This window comes from Sandaracinobacter neustonicus, from assembly GCF_006385875.1.
Taxonomy (GTDB): Bacteria; Pseudomonadota; Alphaproteobacteria; order Sphingomonadales; family Sphingomonadaceae; genus Sandaracinobacteroides; species Sandaracinobacteroides neustonicus.
On the sequence record NZ_VFSU01000018.1, the window covers coordinates 1 to 16,172 of the forward strand.

Below are 16,172 nucleotides of genomic sequence, written 5' to 3' on the forward strand. Positions count from 1 at the left end.
GTAGAAGAATCGGGCTTCTTCCAGCCGCTCATAGATCGCGGGGATCGCGTAGGCGGCGTCAGCCCGGAAGAACCGGCCGCAAAGGTCGCGCTCCGCGTAGCGGGCGATGACGGGGTCGAGAACGTCCCGCCAGCCATCGGCGCTGTGGACGTTGCCATGGCGCAAGGCGCAGCGCTCCAGCATGCCGAACTGGTTGAACAAAAAGTTCGGGTGATAGCAGGTGCAGTCGAAATGCCCGTTCCAGGCCGCGCCCTCCTGATCGCCATGGGTGGGGCTGACCGAACTGTCCATGTCCAGAACGATGTACTTCAGCCCGTTACGGTCATGGAACCGGTCGATCCATTGGCCATTCAGGTCGGCCAGCGCGGCACGGTTCTCGGGCTGTGCCAGTGTCTCGGTCTCGAACCGTCCCATCTGCGAGGCCGAGGCCGCTTGCGCATCGACAGCCCTTCCACCCACGACCTGGCGCATCACCGGATCGAGGGCCAGGCGGTCGGCGTCGTTCACATCCTCGTATCCGGCCAGTCGCCCGAACACCGATTGCCGGAACAACCCGTCAAGCCGGTGGACCGTGTTCTTGCCGCGCCGGGTGTCGCGCAATGCTTTTGCCGCCAGATCGGACAGCCCGAGCGCGTCATCCAGCTCGCGCATCACCAGCAGGCCGCCGTCGGAACTGAGCTGCGCACCTCGGAACTCCACATGCACCCGGCGGTCGAACTCGACCCGATCTGCCCGCTTCGAACCCGCACCCTCTGGGTGATCCATCAAACGCGCCCCTCACGGCCATCAACACCATGATTTATATCGGAAATATTGAGATCCTGACAGCAAAATCAGCGATTTACTTGGGGAATGTGGGAACAAACGGACGCGAGACACCCATGAACATCCGCCTTTTCGCCACCCTCGCCGCAGGCAGCCTTGTGCTTGCCGCGCAACCCGCACTGGCCACCGCGCCGGTGGGCGATCCGCTGGGCGGCCTGCAAGCCATGCGCGAACTGAACGCAATCGTGTTCGGTGATACGCACGGCTGGCTGAGCGTGGAGGGTAAGACCTTCGTCGGCGGCACCGTGCAGAATGGCGGCGAGTTCGGCGGCGGCAACGCCAGCAAGTCCGAGGCGGCGTCCAGCCGCGCGATCCTGACGGTCGGCGGCAACAGCAATTCCTACACCCGCATCCTGAACGGCTCCAACGGCGGCAGCGGCAGCGTGGGCTCGCCTGCGACCGTGGACGTGGGCGGCAATGTTTCCAACCTCGCGCTGGGCACGAACAATGTCGCGGTGAAGATCGGCGGCACCGTCGCGCAAAGCTCGGCCTCGTCGGGCAGCACGGTGGAATCCGGCGGCACCGGTTCGGGCTGGCTGGGCGACAATGGCGGCAGCTTCGCCACTGGCAAAGGCGCAGGCTTCACCTCCGGCGTCACCAGCAGCATCAGCAGCGAAGCCGCGAAGCTGGAAGCCGATCTGACGGCGCTCTCCACCTCGCTCGCCGGGCTGGAGACCACCGACGGCAACAGCATCACCAACAGCTATGGCGCGATGGTGTTCACCGCTGTCAGCGACGGCACCGGCAAGAGCGTGTTCAACCTGACGGAAGCCGCCTTCAGCGGCTGGCAGTGGACGCTGAACGCAGCCGACCCGACACTCACGATCGTGTTCAACGTCACCGGCGATGGCAGCTATTTGTGGAACAGCAACCTCGCGGGTGCCTTCTCGGCCTTTGCGGACCAGATCATCTGGAACTTCTCCGACGCGACGTCGCTGAACATCAACCAGACGGTTTATGGCTCGCTGCTGTCGCCCTTCGCCGATCTGCGTGCCAATTCGGCGATCCGCGGCACGGTGGTCGCCAAAGACCTGCAGGCGAGCAGCGGCGTGAAGATGGCCGCGTTCGACGGCACGGATATCGGCCTTGCCGACCCGGCCCCGGAACCGGCGACCTGGGCGATGATGATCGCGGGCTTCGGGCTGGTGGGCGCAGCGCTTCGTCGCCGCGAACGCCGCGGGCGGATCGCGCACAGCAGCAACTGATCTGTCGCAGCCATAACTCTGCGGCATGGCCCTCCGCCACGATTAACCAAAAGGTGGGACTGGAAACTGGCGTTCGAACTGTTTATGTGCAACACATTGTCAACTACTGACACATCTTGTGCATATAGGGGTCGGACCCGTGAAGACTTATATTCGGGCTGCGCTGTGCGCGGCGGCTGTTGGCGTTGCGACTTCTCCGGCACTGGCGGCCGGTGACGCGAGTGCTGGCCTGCAGGCCATGCGCGAGCTGAACCTGATCGTGTTCGGCAACGTGCACGCGAACGGTCAGGAAGTCGAAGGCAAGAGCTTCATCGGCGGCGACCTCACTGGCGGCGGCACCAACTGGGGCATCGGCAACGGCAGCCAGGGCGCGGCCGTGTCGGATTGGCGCACCCTCACCGTCAACGGCAACAACAGCAATTCGGGGTAGGTGAACAACGGCTCGAACGGCGGTGTGGGGCAGGTTTCCACCAACCCCGGCGCGCTGATCGGCGGCAACTCCACCAGCATGAACTTCAACTGGGCGGGGTCCGGCTTCGATGTCGGCGGCAATCTGACCGGCAACAGCAATGTCGGCCCGGGGCAGACCTACAACATCGGCGGCAATGCGTCGGGCGTGAACGGCACAGGCGGCGCGACCGTGAAGGCTGGCGGCACGATCAGCGGCAACCAGAATGGCGCGACCTTCGTGCAAGGCCTTGGCACCGGCTGGAACGCGGCCAGCACCAGCGACGTCACGGCTGCGGCGGCGACCTCGCTGGAAGCCGATCTGAAGGCGCTGTCCAATGCGCTCTATGGTCTCAGCTTCACCTCCAACCCCTCCACTGTTGTCGCAGGCAGCCAGGGTGCGATCTTCAACGCGGCGCTGGGCGGCAATGATTATGCGCTGTTCAACATCAACGCCTCGCAGCTTGGCAACGAGATCAACTTCAACCTGCTGGATTTCTCGGCCGGGGATGCGACCATCGTCATCAACGTCGGCGGCACCAACATCACATGGCTGTCCAACCCGGTGGGCAATTACAACGGCAGCCTGAACCAGTCGATCATCTGGAACTTCTACGAAGCCACCAACATCGATTTCCAGCGCATGGTGCACGGCTCCATTCTCGCGCCCTTCGCGCAGATCGCCAACAACACCGCGCTGGAAGGCACGGTGGTCGCGAAGTCGTTCAACATGAACGGCGAAGTGCATCTGGGCACAGATGATGGCAATCTGGGCTTTGGCGACGTGGTTCCGGAACCCGCCACCTGGGCGATGATGATCGCCGGTTTCGGCCTAGTGGGGGCCGCAGCGCGCCGCCGCCGCCGGATTTCCGCCGCAGCCTGATCACCACAGCCTGACCGTTCAGCGCCGCCGCGCCCACCACAGGGCTGCGGCGGCACCAATCCCCAACATCAGCGCCAGCGCGCCGGAATACAGCCCGGCGCGCGGCTTTTGCGCATCTGCGATCCACGCATCCAGATTGACGCCCAAAGTCGCCAGCATCACCCCTGAGAACAGCCCCCAGCCCGCCGCGTGCAGCGCGGGCGTGGCCCGCGCGCCAGCCAGCGCCAGCCCCAGCAGCACCGCCCCGGCCAGCAGATCGTCCCACGCCTTCGGCTGCGCCAAAACCGAGTCGCCGCGCCGCGCCACTTCTCCCGCCAGCAACAGCGCCCCGACCAGTCCGGCCAGAACTTGCATGAATCGCATCATGATTGCGCCCCAAAAGACATAAATGAACAAAGAAAGTTCGAAAACGGCAATCTTCTGACAATTTCGCCGTTGACAGCCCGGGGCGGCCTCCCTATGCCGCGCCCTCCAACTGAATTCGAGCACGAAGGATAAACGCATGCAAGGCCGGGAGACGATGGGCCGGGATGGTGGCAGCAGGGAGATGAGCGGGGCGGACATCATCGTCCGCGCGCTCGTCGATCTCGGCGTCGACACCATTTTCGGCTATCCCGGCGGCGCGGTGCTGCCGATTTACGATGCGCTGTTCCGGCAGAAGCAGATTCGCCACATCCTCGTCCGCCATGAAGCGGGCGCGGTGCATGCGGCGGAAGGCTATGCCCGCTCCACCGGCAAGCCCGGCGTGGTACTCGTCACCTCCGGCCCCGGCGCGACCAACGCCGTCACCGGCATCGCCGACGCGCTGCTGGATTCGATCCCCATCGTCGTGCTGACGGGGCAGGTCGCCACGCATCTGATCGGCTCTGATGCGTTTCAAGAGTGCGACACGGTGGGCATCACCCGCCACTGTTCCAAGCACAATTACCTTGTGAAAGAGACGTCGCGTCTGGGCGGCACCATCCATGAGGCCTTCCATATCGCCACCACCGGCCGCCCCGGCCCCGTGGTGGTGGATATCCCGAAGGATGTGCAGGTGGCGACCGCCCGTTACGAGCGCCCTGCCCGCTTCGAACATAAAACCTATCGTCCCAAGGTGAAGGGCGATCTCGCCGCCATCGAAGCGGCGGTGGAAATGCTGGCGGTGGCCGAGCGCCCGATCCTCTATGTGGGCGGCGGCGTCATCAATTCCGGCCCCGGCGCGTCGCAACTGCTGCGCGATCTGGCCCGGCTGACGAAGGCCCCCGTCACGTCCACGCTGATGGGGCTGGGCGCCTTCCCGGCTTCCGATCCGCAGTTCCTCGGCATGCTGGGGATGCACGGCACCTACGAAGCCAATCTGGCGATGAACCAGTGCGACCTGATGCTGTGCCTGGGCGCGCGCTTCGATGACCGGGTGACGGGTAAGCTGGACGGCTTCAGCCCGCACAGCCGCAAGATCCATGTCGATATCGATCCGTCCAGCTTCAACAAGACGGTGCGGGTGGACCTCGCCATCGAAGGCGATGTCGGCCATGTGCTGGAAGATATGGTGAAGCTGTGGCGCGCACGCGGGCATCAGGCGCAGCCGCAGGACGATTGGTGGAGCCGTATCAAGGGCTGGCGCGCCAAGCAAAGCCTCGCCTTCACACAGGAAGGTGAGAAAATTCAGCCACAGCACGCCATCCGCGCGCTGTGGGAGGCGACGCACAAGAAGAACCCGATCATCACCACCGAAGTCGGCCAGCACCAGATGTGGGCCGCCCAGCATTTCGATTTCGAACAGCCCAACAAATGGCTGACGAGCGGCGGGCTGGGCACCATGGGCTATGGCCTGCCCGCCGCCATCGGCGCGCAACTGGGCAATCCCAAAAGCCTCGTGATCGATATCGCGGGCGAAGCCTCCATCCAGATGAATATTCAGGAACTGGGCACCGCCACGCAATATGATCTGCCGGTGAAAGTGTTCGTGCTGAACAACGAATATATGGGCATGGTCCGCCAGTGGCAGGACCTGACCTATGAAGGCCGCCATTCGCACAGCTATTCCGACAGCCTGCCCGATTTCGTAAAACTGGCAGAGGCTTATGGCTGGAAGGGCATCCGCATCGAAACGCTAGACCAGTTGGAGCAGGGCATCGCCGACATGCTGGCGCATGATGGCCCGGTGTTCGTGGATTGCATGGTGGAACGCCACGCCAACTGCTTCCCGATGATCCCGTCCGGGGCCACCCACACGGAAATGCTGCTGGGGCCGGATCAGGTCGCCGGCAAGGTCGATAAATCTGCGGAGGCGCTGGTCTGATGGCTGCCAAGATCAAACCTCTGCTGGTGCAGGAAGTGGTGGAACGCCACACGCTGTCGATCCTCGTCGACAATGAAGCGGGCGTGCTCGGTCGCATCACCGGCCTGTTCTCCTCGCGTGGCTACAATATCGAAAGCCTGACGGTGGCCGATATCACCGAGGACGAAGCCGTCAGCCGCATCACCATCGTCACCTCCGGCCCGCGCCGGGTGATCGACCAGATCCGCGCCCAGCTGGATCGGCTGGTGCCGGTGCATTCTGTCACCGACCTCTCCGAACTCGGCCCCTTCGTGGAGCGCGAACTGGCGCTGGTGAAGGTGGCAGGCACCGGCGAAAAGCGGGTGGAGGCGCTGCGGCTGGCCGACATCTTCCGCGCCCGCCCGGTGGATACCAGCACGCAAAGCTTCGTGTTCGAAATCAGCGGTTCCACCACCAAGGTGGACCAGTTCATCGAACTGATGCGCGAAGTCGGCCTCGTCGAAGTCGCGCGCGGCGGCGTCGTCGCCCTTTCAAGGGGCGCGACGGCGCAATAGCCCGCCTCCCCCATTCTCATCATCACCTCCGGCCACAGGGACCGGGGGGCCATCAACCGAAGGACCATTGCACATGCGCGTTTATTATGATGCCGATGCCGATCTGGCGCTGGTGAAGGCCAAGAAGGTCGCCATCGTCGGCTATGGCTCGCAAGGCCACGCCCACGCCCAGAATCTGCGCGACTCCGGCGTCTCCGAAGTCGCCATCGCGCTACGCCCCGGGTCCGCCACGGCGGCCAAGGCCGAAGCCGCGGGCTTCAAGGTGCTCAGCAACGCCGAGGCCGCCAAATGGGCCGATATCGTCATGATCCTCGCGCCCGATGAACATCAGGCCGCCATCTATGCCGACGATCTCGCCGCCAACCTGAAGCCGGGCGCTGCGCTCGCCTTCGCGCACGGCCTGAACGTGCATTTCGGGCTGATCGAACCGCGCGCCGATCTGGACGTGATCATGATCGCCCCCAAAGGCCCCGGCCACACGGTGCGCAGCGAATATGTGAAGGGCGGCGGCGTGCCCTGCCTCGTCGCCATCGCGCAGGATGCCAGCGGCAATGCGATGGACCTCGCGCTGTCCTACGCCTCCGCCGTGGGCGGCGGCCGTTCGGGCATCATCGAAACCAACTTCCGCGAGGAATGCGAAACCGATCTGTTCGGTGAGCAGGCAGTTCTGTGCGGCGGCATCACCCACCTGATTCAGGCCGGGTTCGAAACGCTGGTGGAAGCCGGTTACGCGCCGGAAATGGCCTATTTCGAATGCCTGCACGAAACCAAGCTGATCGTGGACTTGCTGTATGAAGGCGGCATCGCCAACATGCGCTATTCCATCAGCAACACCGCCGAATATGGTGACATCACCACCGGCCCGCGCATCATCACGCCCGAAACCAAGGCGGAAATGAAGCGGGTGCTGGCCGACATTCAGGCCGGGCGCTTCGTGAAGAACTTCATTCTGGACAACCGCGCGGGTCAGCCGGAACTGAAGGCCGCCCGCAAGCAGGCCGAAGCGCACCAGATCGAAAAGGTCGGCAGCGAACTGCGCGCAATGATGCCGTGGATCGCCAAGAACAAGCTGGTGGATAAAGCCCGGAACTAACCCCCGAAACCCAAGAAAGCGGTGCCCTCCCGTGGGGGCACCGCCTTCCGGTCGGGCAGGGAGTCAGGACCTGCCGACTTCGATGTTCACCGACCCTGACTGCGCGCGTTAAACCTTGTCGCCCAGCGCGCCCTTGATCTTTCCGGCGACCTGCTGCGCCTCGCCCTTGCGCTCCTGCGCAATGCCTTCAGCCTTCAGCTTGTCATTGCCGGTCATCTTGCCGATGCCCTGCTTCACATTGCCGACCGCTTCATTGGCAAGGCCCTTGGTCCGGTCTTTCAGTTCGCCCATCGGTTCGCTCCTTCAATCGCAGCGCGGGATTTCACCGCGCGGGTGCGTATTCAACCAGCGGCCCGCCGCATTGTTCCCGTTCCCTCGGTTCGCAATGCTGCGTTCAGCCGCCCCCGCCCATCGCCATCCCGCCCTTTGCGGAGCCTTTCATGATCCAGCGCCCGACCTGCCTGTTGCTTCTCACGCTGTTGGCCGGCACCCCCGCCGCCGCGCAATCGCCGGGCGGCGCACCGCCCCCGCCGGGAACCGCGCCCAGATCGCCACAGGCCCCACAGGGACCCACCCCGCCCCAGCAGGGTCGCGTGCAGTTCATCGCCCCTTCCGGCGAGCCGTTCCGCGCGGAACCGGGCCAGCCCTACCCCGTGGCGGCATGGTTCGCCGCCGCAGACAGCAATCATGACGGCCGCCTGACCAGCGCCGAGTTTCTGGCAGACGCCAACCGCTATTTCGACCTTCTGGATAGCAACAAAAACGGCCAGATCGACGCCGCAGAGGTGGATGCTTACGAGGCAGGCGTGCTCGCTCCGCTGAACCAGCGGCGCGGCGGCAATCCGGGTGGCGGCGCGCCCGGCGGCAGTGCTCCGGGCGGCGGCCCCGGAGGTGATCAGGGCACGAAAGCCCCCCCTGCAGGCGCGGGCCCGATGGGCCGCAAATCCCGCCCCCGCGCGGAAATGCCCAGCGGCGCAGGCATGTATGGCCTCATCAACAGCCCCCACCCCGTGAAGGCGGCAGACCGCGACATGAACAGCCGCGTCACCCGCGAGGAATGGACGCGCACCCTGTCAGACCGGTTTACCATGCTGGATACGGAGCAGCGCGGCTATCTCACGCTGGAAACCCTGCCGCAGACGCCCGCGCAACTGCGGATGGGCGACAGTTCCGCGAAACCCAAGGGCCATCCGCCGGAACCGCGCTGAGCGCCCGTCAGGCGGCGGCGGCAGCCACCGGCTCCGGCCGCCGCCACAGCAGCAGAACCAGCAGCGTGCCCACGGCCACCGGGGCCAGCATCGCCGCATAGCCCGCGCTGCCCACCCCGGTGTCGAACACCCGGCCCGCGATCCAGCTGGACAGCGCCTGCGCCGGCGCGGTCGCCAGCGCCATGAACATCATCTGCGCGGTGGGCGTGCGATCATCGCCCCACAGATGCTGGATGCCGCGCATCGCCCCCAGGAAGGTGCAGGCGAAGCTCAGCGCGTGCAGCGCCTGCACCAGCACCAGCAGCGGCAGGCCCGGCCCCGTCGCCATCAGCCCCCAGCGCAGCAGCGCGCCAAAACCGCCGATCACCATCAGCGTGGCCGGGCGCACATGCTCGATGCGCGGCGCGATCAGCATCAGGAACAACGCCTCCATGATCACCCCGAAAGCGAAAATCCAGCCCGCCAGCGTGGCGGAAATCCCCAGCTCGTCGATCCACAGCTTGGTGCCGAAGATGTAGTAGAACTGGTGCCCGGCCTGAATCAGCCCGCAGCCGAACATCAGCAGCGCGAATTCCGGCCGCTTCACCATCGCCAGCCCGTCCGCCAGCCGTTGCGCGAAGGGCGGCTGCACCACCCGGTTCACCGGCTCCGCCGCCATCATCATGCTGGCGGCCAGCAGCCCGGCCGTCGTCAGCGCCAGCCACCACCAGATGCCCACATTGCCCATCCAGTCCACCAGCATGCCGGTCGCCACATTGCCCACAACGAAGGCAAGGCTCGCCAGCCCACGCGCCAGCCCATAGTTCGGGAACTGGTCCGGCCGGCACAGCCGCAGCAGCGCCGCCTCAAGGAAGGCGATCATCGCCCAGAAGGTCACTTCGATCACGAAGGCGAAGGCGAACGACACCCCGAACGCGCTGGAAAACCACAAGGCACCCAGCGCCAGCAGCGAAATCGCCGCCAGCAGCTTGATCGGCGCGCGCCGGTCGCTGCGGCCATCGGCCCATGCGCTTGTCAACGGCCCGGCGACGATTCGCCCGATCCCCGCGAGCGAGATCACCAGCCCTAGCTGTTCGCCGGTGAAGCCCCGTTCCTCGATCAGCCAGATGGGAAACCACTGAATCAGGCCGCCGAAAGCAGCGTAGAACAGACAGGCGGCGAGCATCGCGCGGGACGCGCGTATGTTGAGCTTGCGAGAGGCGCGGACATTGAGTGTGGCCATGGACCTGACGTGAAGCATGCTTGTGCGCGAGCCGCAAGCGGGCCATCAGGCTATTGCAACGAAAGGGAGGAATATGGGCAGTTTGTTCGATCTCACCGGCCAGGTCGCCGTTGTTACCGGGTCTTCACGCGGCATCGGCAAGGCCATCGCCCACCGCATGGCCGAACATGGTGCCAGCGTGGTGATTTCCAGCCGCAAGCAGGACGCCTGCGAGGAAGTCGCCGCCGAACTGAACGCCGCCGTCGGCCGCGACGCCTGCGTGGCAAAGGCCGCCAACATCAGCTCGAAAGAGGCCTTGCAGGAGCTGGCCGCCTTCGCGCTGGGCCGGTTCGGCAAGGTCACAGCGCTGGTCTGCAACGCCGCTTCCAACCCCTATTTCGGGCCGATGGCGGGCATCGCGGACGAGCAATTCGTGAAGATCCTGATGAACAATGTCGTCTCCAACCACTGGCTGATTCAGGCTCTGGCTCCGCAAATGCTGGCGCGCGGCGAAGGCTCCGTCACCATCGTCAGCTCGATCGGCGGGCTGAAGGCCTCCACCATGATCGGAGCCTACAACATCTCCAAGGCGGCAGACCTGCAACTGGCGCGCAACCTGTCGGCCGAATATGGCCCGCAAGGCGTGCGGGTGAACTGCATCTGCCCCGGCCTGATCAAGACGGACTTCGCCAAGGCCCTGTGGGAAAACCCGGACATCCTGAAGCAGGCCACCGCCGGCAGCAGCCTGAAGCGCATCGGCGAACCGGATGAAATCGCCGGCATGGCGGTGTTTCTGGCCTCCAAGGCGGGGGCCTTCACCACCGGGCAGGCGATGGTGATCGACGGCGGCGCGACGATTGTTTGAGGGCGCGCGCGCTCCTCAACACGTCACCCCGGACTTGATCCGGGGTCCAGCTGTTCTTCGGCGACGTTGCAGTTGAGGAGGCTCTGCCCCCTCAAACTCCCCCGGCAGGGGAATGTTTCCCCTGCACCCCCGGACTTTTTACTTAGCCCCTCCCGTTGACGCTTCGCGTCAGCTTCGCTTCGAGGGGAGGGGTTGGGGTGGGGGCCATCCGCCTGGCGCGAGGCTGGGGTTTATGGCCTGCGGCGCTTTGGGGGGAGTCTCCCGTTCTCCTTTCCCCGCTCAGGCTGAGCTTGTCGAAGCCCCATGTGGCTGACCCACCGGGCTCAGCCATTGCGCTTTCCCTTCAGGGGCTTCGACAAGCTCAGCCTGAGCGGGATGGAGAGCGGGTTGGGGTAACGGAGGGTTTGTGAGGATGGTGTTGGATCAGACCCGGCGTCCCCCCCTGTCTCCACCTCTCTCCCCGGCCGGGAGAGAGAGCCTCCGTAGCGCCGCAGGCAATCGAATCTGATCACTCAAACGGCGTTGGAGTTGGTCCGCGACGCCAATCTAGAGGGTGCAGGGACATCATGTCCCTGCCGGGTGGCGGGCAGAGCCCGCCCCGCCGGAGGCAAGCACCCCTCGGCCAACCCTCACCGATCCTTCTTCGCCTGCGCCTTCTTCGTCTGCTGAGACACGGAGCCCACCTTCGCGCCCGGCACCTTGGTTGCGCGCTTGGGGTTGGTGATGCTGGATTTGCCAGCCGAAGCCGTGGGTGTGTTGGTGGGGCGGGTGGAGGTGGCGCGGCGCTTTTTCGCCAACGCGCGGTGTTGCGATTCCACGATGGTGCTGCGTGCGGCGGCGATTTCGCGGCGTTCCTTTTCGGAATTGATGCGACGGATCGCCTGCGCGAACACCTGCTTGCGTCGGCCCGGTCGTTCGTAGGTGCCGGGGAAGCTGCCGCCGCGCGGATCGGCTTTGCCTTGCGAAATGCGGCGCTTGGCGTGGCTCAGGTCGCGCTGCTTGTCGTGCAGGCCACGAAGGCGGGTGCGCGCGGCCGACAACTCCTTGTCGGACAGGGCCTTGATCTCCGGCTGGTGCGTGCCTTGCACCAGAGTCCATTCCTCATGGTCGAGCAGTGCCTTTTCGGCCTTGCGATTGATCGACATGCATCATGTTCCTTGTTTGACGGACAATCCCGTGTCTTTGCGCTGCCTGCCTGCCCGGCGCAAGTGATCAGCGCCGGATCGCCGCCCACACGCGCAGCGCCTGCCGGGTTGCGGCCACGTCATGCACGCGCAGCCATGCCACCCCGGCCTCCGCGCCGCGCAGCGCCAGCGCGAGGCTGCCGGGCAGGCGCTCGGCAGCTGGCGTCGGGCCGACGATGGCGGGGATCACCGATTTGCGGCTGGCCCCCAGCAACAGCGGCACCCCCAGCGCGTGGAAATCCTCCAGCTGCCGCAGGATCGCCAGATTGTGCTCCGCGCCCTTGCCAAAGCCGATGCCGGGATCGGCGATCAGCCGCCCGCGCGCGATCCCCGCTGCTTCCGCCGCGGCGATGCGGTCGCTGAGATGCGCCAGCACCTCGGCCACCGGATCGTCATACTGCGCCAGTTGCTGCATCGTTTGCGGATTGCCCGGCATGTGCATCAGCACCACGTCCGCTGAACAGGCGGCTGCAACGCCCCTGCTCGCGGCGTCGGCCTGCAAGGCGGAGACGTCGTTCAGCATCACCGCGCCCGCCTCCACCGCGCGGCGCATCACCTCGGCCTTCATGGTGTCGATGGACACCGGCACGCCCGCCTTCGCCAGCGCCGCAACCACGGGAATGGTGCGCCGCAGTTCCTCGTCCAGCGGCACCGGAGCGGCACCGGGCCGCGTGCTTTCGCCGCCCACGTCCACCATGTCCGCCCCGGCTTCGTGCAGCGCCAGCCCGGCCGCCACCGGGTCGGCATGACGGCCGCCGTCGGAAAAACTGTCGGGCGTGACGTTCAATATCCCCATGATGCGGGGGATGGCGGCGCTCATGGGATCAGGCCGGATAGTGCAGCAGGCTCACCGGCTCCACACCCATCGCCCGCAGCCGCGCCGCGCCGGGCAGGCCGTCCAGCTCCATCACGAACATCGCCCGCTCCACCATGCCACCCGCCTTGCGCAACAGGGTGACGGCCGCTTCCGCCGTGCCGCCGGTCGCCAGCACATCATCCACCAGCAGCACGCGCGTGCCCGGCGCGAAGGCATCGGCGTGCAGCTCCAGCCGATCCGTGCCATATTCCAGATCATAATCATGGCCGATGGTGGCGGCGGGCAGCTTGCCCGGCTTGCGCACGATCACCAGCCCCCGCCCCGTCAGCTGCGCCAGCGCCGCGCCGAACAGGAAGCCGCGCGCCTCCACCCCGGCGATCATGTCGAATTCGCCCGCGCGCTCTGCCAGCGCCGCCGTGGTCGCCTGAAAGGCCGGGCCATCGGCCAGCAGCGGCGTCAGATCGCGGAACTGGATTCCGGGCTTCGGGAAATCGGGCACCACGCGGATATGGGCGGAAATCGTGTCCAACATGCGCTCCTCAGGCAAACAAACGCGGCGCGATGGCGCGCAGATGGGCGGCGGCCTGCGTCGGCCAGGCCGCGCGCGGGGTGACGATGGCATGATCCAGCGCCTGTTCCCAGCCTTCGCGGCTAGGGATCGGCAGCGGCGTTTTTGCCAGCCGCGCGCACAGCGCCGCCACCAGCATCTGCGATCGCGTGCGGTTGGCGGCCATCACCTCCAGCACGGCAGCGCTGGTCACGGCCTCGTCTTTCCAGCTGTCGAAATCGGTCACGAAGGCGGCCACCGCATAGGCCATCTCCGCCTCGCGGCACAGCGCGGCTTCGGGCATCGCCGTCATCCCCACGATGTCCATGCCTTCGGCCTTGGCCAACCGGCTTTCCGCCCGCGTGGCAAAGCGCAACCCCTGCACCGCCAGATAGGTGCCGCCCGCCTTCGCGGGCGCGCCGATGCCGGTGGCGGCCGCCATGATCGCATCGGCCAGTTCGGTGGCGATCGGATCGGCAAGGCTCACATGCGCCACCAGCCCGTCGCCGAAGAAGCTGCCAGCCCGGCCTTGCGTGCGATCCACGATCTGGTGCGGCACCGCCAGCGCGCCGGGCGGCAGATCGTCGGTGAAGCTGCCGCAAGCCGCGATGGAGACCACCGCCGTGCAGCCCATCGCCTTCAGCGCGGCGACATTGGCGCGGTAGTTGATCTCGTGCGGGGCGATGGCGTGCCTCGGGCCGTGCCGGGGCAGGAACACCACCGGCAGCCCCTCGATCTCGCCCTCCAGCAACACGTCGGACGGCCAGCCCCACGGCGTTTCCTGCGCGTGCCGATGCGCGCCCTGCAATTGGGAGAGGCCATAAAGCCCGCTGCCGCCGATGATTCCAAGCTTCATGCCGCCCATCCTATTTCGCCACCGGCGCGTCGAACAGCGCGTTCAGATAACTCGCCAGCCGCAGTCCGCCCTTGGTCAACTGGCGGCGCAGATTGTCATTCTGCTCATAGACATAGGCATAGCCAAGATCGGGATTGGCCGGATAGATCGTCTCGCGCACGACGATGCTGTCGGCGATCCACTGCATCGGATCGGCACTGGACCAGTCCCGCATCTGCGCAGGGCTGGCCGCCGCCAGCAGCCATGGCGTGAACTCGCTGTAAGAGAGGTTCTGGTTTTCCAGCAGCAGCGTATCCCACACCGTGTGCAGATTGCTGGGGCTGCCGAAAAAGCTCACTTTCACATCATTGCCGCCCCGGTCCCCCTCGCGCCCCACATGCAGCGGCTGGGAGAGATCGCCGACGATATGGATCACGAAGCGCAGCGCCTGCTGCCGATCCGCAAGGCTGGCGCGCGGATCGCGCAGCACGGCGGAATATTTCGCCAGCGCCGTAACGGCATCGCCCTGCGGCGGCGCGCCGGAATAGCCCTTGCCGATGGGGATCGTCACATAATGGAAGGGCGTGGAGTCCTTCTGCCAGAAATCCCCCGGCGCGGATCGCATGAAATCCGCCCATGTGGAGGCTTCGGCCAGCCCCTCCGTGCCCAGAATCTCCATCAGCCCCGCGCGCGCCTTGGGGGAAAGATGCCGGTCTGCGATGGCCCCGGTGATGCGGTGGCCGTTCTGCCCCCAGGCAAGGGCGGGGGCAGCCGCGGTCAGCAACAGGGCGGCAAGCAGGTATCGCATGCAATTCATCTCCAACGGGCCATCGGTCGTTCAGGTCCCATGGCTTTACGGTCGAAAGCTGACAATTGCACGTATCCCGTCCTTGCAGCCGGGCGCGCGGCAGTGGATATCAGCCATCACCATTCAACAGGGGAATCAACGAAGATGAGCAACAATCTGATCGAAGCGCTCGGCGGCCTTGGTGGCCTGCAGCAGATCGCAAGCGAACTGGGCGTGGATCAGCAAACGGTCGCCACCGGGGCGGCGGCGCTGCTGCCCGCCGTGCTGGGCGGCTTCAAAAAGCAGGCGCAGGCGCAACCCACGGGTCTTGATGGCCTGCTCGGTTCGCTGGGCGGCCTTGGCGGCGGCGGCCTGCTGGATGCGGTGCTGTCTCCACAGGCGACGCCGGTGGATCAGGGGAATCAGGTGCTGGGGCAGATTTTCGGCACGCCGGATGTCAGCCGCACCGTCGCCGGGCAGGCAGCGGGCAGCACCGGCATCAGCCCGGATTTGTTGAAGAAGCTGCTCCCCATCGTCGCCATGGCGGCGGCGGGCATGATGGCGAAATCCGCCAGCGCCGGAACGGCGGCGGCCCCCGCGCAGGGCGGCCTCGGCGGCCTGCTGGGACAAGTGCTGGGCGGCCTCGGCGGCGGCCAGCCCGCAGCGGCAGGCGGCCTCGGCGGCCTCGCCTCCATGCTGGACCTCGACGGCGACGGGAATCCGCTGGACGACATCCTCGGCATGGCCTCAAAGCTGACGCGTTGAGGGGTTGGGGCTGAGGGGGCGCGGCCCCCTCAAACTCCCGGGTGGGACAGCGGGCCCCTACACCACAGAATAGCTGAGGCGGAGATGCTTTCCGCATCTGTGGCTAGCGCGGCAAGCTATCGTCCGGGGCTTCGACAAGCTCAGCCTGAGCGGTTTTGTGGCTCGCAGCCTGAGCGGCTTGGGATCGCAGGATCGCAACGAGGCAGAGGCACCGGCCGCCTTTCTCTATAATTCCCCTCTCCACCCGCTCAGGCTGAGCTTGTCGAAGCCCCGGACGCCGTGGCACCTTTCGCTCTCAATGGCCTTCCACACCTACATCCTGCGCTGCGCGGATAATTCCTACTACGTCGGCCATACCGACAACCTCGAACAACGCTTGGCCGAGCATCAGGCGGGCACGTTTGGCGGCTACACCGCGCAGCGACGCCCCGTTACATTGCTATGGGCGCAAAGCTTCCAGACCCGCGACGATGCGTTCGCGGCAGAACGCCAGTTGAAGGGATGGAGCCGGGCGAAGAAGGAAGCGATGATGGCCGGGGATTGGGAACTCGTCAGTGCCCTCGCGCGAGGCGGTGAGGTTGCTGCGCGATCCCCGGGGCCTTCGACAAGCTCAGGCTGAGCGGGTTGGGGGTAGCCTGAGTTTGATGGAGCGCGGCATTGGTAGAGCCTTTGTGTGGGTTGCGGCCCGCCCCG

The 16,172-nt window shown here is 65.9% G+C and carries 18 protein-coding genes and 1 pseudogene; 10 read left to right on the plus strand and 9 right to left on the minus strand.

Annotation, left to right across the window (positions count from 1 at the left end):
- Positions 1 to 765 (minus strand): annotated as a pseudogene (locus tag FJQ54_RS05865) (IS1380-like element ISKpn23 family transposase); the annotation flags it as partial.
- Positions 766 to 881: 116 nt separating this feature from the next.
- On the opposite strand from FJQ54_RS05865, the gene FJQ54_RS05870 reads away from it, so the two are divergent.
- The 3 genes from FJQ54_RS05870 (at position 882) to FJQ54_RS05880 (ending at position 3,360) form a co-directional block, all read left to right on the plus strand.
- Entirely contained in the window at positions 882 to 2,030 is a 1,149-nt protein-coding gene (locus FJQ54_RS05870) for a collagen-binding domain-containing protein (RefSeq protein WP_181160002.1), read from the plus strand.
- A 139-nt stretch (positions 2,031 to 2,169) separates the two neighbouring features.
- A complete protein-coding gene (locus FJQ54_RS05875) occupies positions 2,170 to 2,460 on the plus strand; it encodes a collagen-binding domain-containing protein (RefSeq protein WP_140927491.1) in 291 nt (96 codons plus the stop codon).
- The gene (locus FJQ54_RS05880; protein ID WP_140927492.1) at positions 2,461 to 3,360 is read left to right on the plus strand and encodes a collagen-binding domain-containing protein; all 900 of its coding nucleotides are present in this window, start codon (positions 2,461 to 2,463) and stop codon (positions 3,358 to 3,360) included. It begins immediately after the preceding gene.
- Between the two features lie 18 nt (positions 3,361 to 3,378).
- Here the strand turns inward: FJQ54_RS05880 and FJQ54_RS05885 are convergent, their stop codons facing one another.
- Complete coding sequence (locus FJQ54_RS05885; RefSeq protein WP_140927493.1) at positions 3,379 to 3,726, minus strand: hypothetical protein; 348 nt, start codon at positions 3,724 to 3,726, stop codon at positions 3,379 to 3,381.
- 136 nt (positions 3,727 to 3,862) lie between these two features.
- On the opposite strand from FJQ54_RS05885, the gene FJQ54_RS05890 reads away from it, so the two are divergent.
- The 3 genes from FJQ54_RS05890 to ilvC all read left to right on the plus strand — a co-directional run bounded on the left by FJQ54_RS05890 (position 3,863) and on the right by ilvC (position 7,270).
- The gene (locus FJQ54_RS05890) at positions 3,863 to 5,644 is read left to right on the plus strand and encodes an acetolactate synthase 3 large subunit (protein ID WP_235890336.1); all 1,782 of its coding nucleotides are present in this window, start codon (positions 3,863 to 3,865) and stop codon (positions 5,642 to 5,644) included.
- Complete coding sequence (gene ilvN / locus FJQ54_RS05895) at positions 5,644 to 6,177, plus strand: acetolactate synthase small subunit (protein WP_140927494.1); 534 nt, start codon at positions 5,644 to 5,646, stop codon at positions 6,175 to 6,177. The genes FJQ54_RS05890 and ilvN overlap by 1 nt, the downstream gene beginning before the upstream one ends.
- A 73-nt stretch (positions 6,178 to 6,250) precedes the next feature.
- A complete protein-coding gene (gene ilvC / locus FJQ54_RS05900; RefSeq protein ID WP_140927495.1) occupies positions 6,251 to 7,270 on the plus strand; it encodes a ketol-acid reductoisomerase in 1,020 nt (339 codons plus the stop codon).
- A 108-nt stretch (positions 7,271 to 7,378) separates the two neighbouring features.
- Here the strand turns inward: ilvC and FJQ54_RS05905 are convergent, their stop codons facing one another.
- Positions 7,379 to 7,561 carry a CsbD family protein gene (locus tag FJQ54_RS05905; protein WP_140927496.1) on the minus strand — a complete coding sequence of 61 codons (183 nt, stop codon included), beginning with the start codon at positions 7,559 to 7,561 and terminating at the stop codon, positions 7,379 to 7,381.
- A 149-nt stretch (positions 7,562 to 7,710) separates the two neighbouring features.
- Here FJQ54_RS05905 and FJQ54_RS17445 point away from each other — a divergent pair, with 149 nt between their 5' ends.
- A complete protein-coding gene (locus FJQ54_RS17445) occupies positions 7,711 to 8,478 on the plus strand; it encodes an EF-hand domain-containing protein (RefSeq protein ID WP_181160003.1) in 768 nt (255 codons plus the stop codon).
- 7 nt (positions 8,479 to 8,485) lie between these two features.
- Here FJQ54_RS17445 and FJQ54_RS05920 read toward each other — a convergent pair whose 3' ends face one another.
- Positions 8,486 to 9,700: an MFS transporter gene (locus tag FJQ54_RS05920; RefSeq protein WP_181160004.1), complete on the minus strand. Its 1,215-nt coding sequence runs from the start codon at positions 9,698 to 9,700 to the stop codon at positions 8,486 to 8,488.
- Positions 9,701 to 9,773: 73 nt separating this feature from the next.
- On the opposite strand from FJQ54_RS05920, the gene FJQ54_RS05925 reads away from it, so the two are divergent.
- Positions 9,774 to 10,544 (plus strand): SDR family NAD(P)-dependent oxidoreductase, encoded by a 771-nt coding sequence (locus FJQ54_RS05925; RefSeq protein ID WP_140927498.1) that lies wholly within the window; start codon positions 9,774 to 9,776, stop codon positions 10,542 to 10,544.
- 629 nt (positions 10,545 to 11,173) lie between these two features.
- Here FJQ54_RS05925 and FJQ54_RS05930 read toward each other — a convergent pair.
- From FJQ54_RS05930 to FJQ54_RS05950, 5 genes are all read right to left on the minus strand, one after another.
- Positions 11,174 to 11,689: a hypothetical protein gene (locus FJQ54_RS05930; protein ID WP_140927499.1), complete on the minus strand. Its 516-nt coding sequence runs from the start codon at positions 11,687 to 11,689 to the stop codon at positions 11,174 to 11,176.
- A 67-nt stretch (positions 11,690 to 11,756) separates the two neighbouring features.
- Positions 11,757 to 12,548 carry a dihydropteroate synthase gene (gene folP / locus FJQ54_RS05935; protein ID WP_140927500.1) on the minus strand — a complete coding sequence of 264 codons (792 nt, stop codon included), beginning with the start codon at positions 12,546 to 12,548 and terminating at the stop codon, positions 11,757 to 11,759.
- Positions 12,549 to 12,552: 4 nt separating this feature from the next.
- Complete coding sequence (locus FJQ54_RS05940; RefSeq protein ID WP_140927501.1) at positions 12,553 to 13,077, minus strand: adenine phosphoribosyltransferase; 525 nt, start codon at positions 13,075 to 13,077, stop codon at positions 12,553 to 12,555.
- 7 nt (positions 13,078 to 13,084) lie between these two features.
- Positions 13,085 to 13,948 carry an MTAP family purine nucleoside phosphorylase gene (locus FJQ54_RS05945; RefSeq protein WP_207790373.1) on the minus strand — a complete coding sequence of 288 codons (864 nt, stop codon included), beginning with the start codon at positions 13,946 to 13,948 and terminating at the stop codon, positions 13,085 to 13,087.
- Between the two features lie 10 nt (positions 13,949 to 13,958).
- Entirely contained in the window at positions 13,959 to 14,735 is a 777-nt protein-coding gene (locus tag FJQ54_RS05950; RefSeq protein WP_140927503.1) for a S1/P1 nuclease, read from the minus strand.
- A 144-nt stretch (positions 14,736 to 14,879) separates the two neighbouring features.
- Between FJQ54_RS05950 and FJQ54_RS05955 the strand changes: the two genes are divergently transcribed.
- Both FJQ54_RS05955 and FJQ54_RS05960 read left to right on the plus strand, forming a co-directional pair.
- Positions 14,880 to 15,479, plus strand: coding sequence for a DUF937 domain-containing protein (locus FJQ54_RS05955; protein WP_140927504.1), 600 nt, complete (start codon positions 14,880 to 14,882; stop codon positions 15,477 to 15,479).
- 298 nt (positions 15,480 to 15,777) lie between these two features.
- Entirely contained in the window at positions 15,778 to 16,098 is a 321-nt protein-coding gene (locus FJQ54_RS05960) for a GIY-YIG nuclease family protein (protein ID WP_140927505.1), read from the plus strand.
- Positions 16,099 to 16,172 lie beyond the last annotated feature (74 nt).

Bases quoted from the DNA above. Each gene is read 5' to 3' on its own strand.
- FJQ54_RS05870 (WP_181160002.1), top strand. From the start codon at position 882: ATGAACATCCGCCTTTTCGCCACCCTCGCCGCAGGCAGCCTTGTGCTT.
- FJQ54_RS05885 (WP_140927493.1), bottom strand. From the start codon at position 3,726: ATGATGCGATTCATGCAAGTTCTGGCCGGACTGGTCGGGGCGCTGTTG.
- FJQ54_RS05890 (WP_235890336.1), top strand. From the start codon at position 3,863: ATGCAAGGCCGGGAGACGATGGGCCGGGATGGTGGCAGCAGGGAGATG.
- ilvN (WP_140927494.1), top strand. From the start codon at position 5,644: ATGGCTGCCAAGATCAAACCTCTGCTGGTGCAGGAAGTGGTGGAACGC.
- ilvC (WP_140927495.1), top strand. From the start codon at position 6,251: ATGCGCGTTTATTATGATGCCGATGCCGATCTGGCGCTGGTGAAGGCC.
- FJQ54_RS05905 (WP_140927496.1), bottom strand. From the start codon at position 7,561: ATGGGCGAACTGAAAGACCGGACCAAGGGCCTTGCCAATGAAGCGGTC.
- FJQ54_RS17445 (WP_181160003.1), top strand. From the start codon at position 7,711: ATGATCCAGCGCCCGACCTGCCTGTTGCTTCTCACGCTGTTGGCCGGC.
- FJQ54_RS05920 (WP_181160004.1), bottom strand. From the start codon at position 9,700: ATGGCCACACTCAATGTCCGCGCCTCTCGCAAGCTCAACATACGCGCG.
- FJQ54_RS05925 (WP_140927498.1), top strand. From the start codon at position 9,774: ATGGGCAGTTTGTTCGATCTCACCGGCCAGGTCGCCGTTGTTACCGGG.
- FJQ54_RS05930 (WP_140927499.1), bottom strand. From the start codon at position 11,689: ATGTCGATCAATCGCAAGGCCGAAAAGGCACTGCTCGACCATGAGGAA.
- folP (WP_140927500.1), bottom strand. From the start codon at position 12,548: ATGAGCGCCGCCATCCCCCGCATCATGGGGATATTGAACGTCACGCCC.
- FJQ54_RS05940 (WP_140927501.1), bottom strand. From the start codon at position 13,077: ATGTTGGACACGATTTCCGCCCATATCCGCGTGGTGCCCGATTTCCCG.
- FJQ54_RS05945 (WP_207790373.1), bottom strand. From the start codon at position 13,948: ATGAAGCTTGGAATCATCGGCGGCAGCGGGCTTTATGGCCTCTCCCAA.
- FJQ54_RS05950 (WP_140927503.1), bottom strand. From the start codon at position 14,735: ATGCGATACCTGCTTGCCGCCCTGTTGCTGACCGCGGCTGCCCCCGCC.
- FJQ54_RS05955 (WP_140927504.1), top strand. From the start codon at position 14,880: ATGAGCAACAATCTGATCGAAGCGCTCGGCGGCCTTGGTGGCCTGCAG.
- FJQ54_RS05960 (WP_140927505.1), top strand. From the start codon at position 15,778: ATGGCCTTCCACACCTACATCCTGCGCTGCGCGGATAATTCCTACTAC.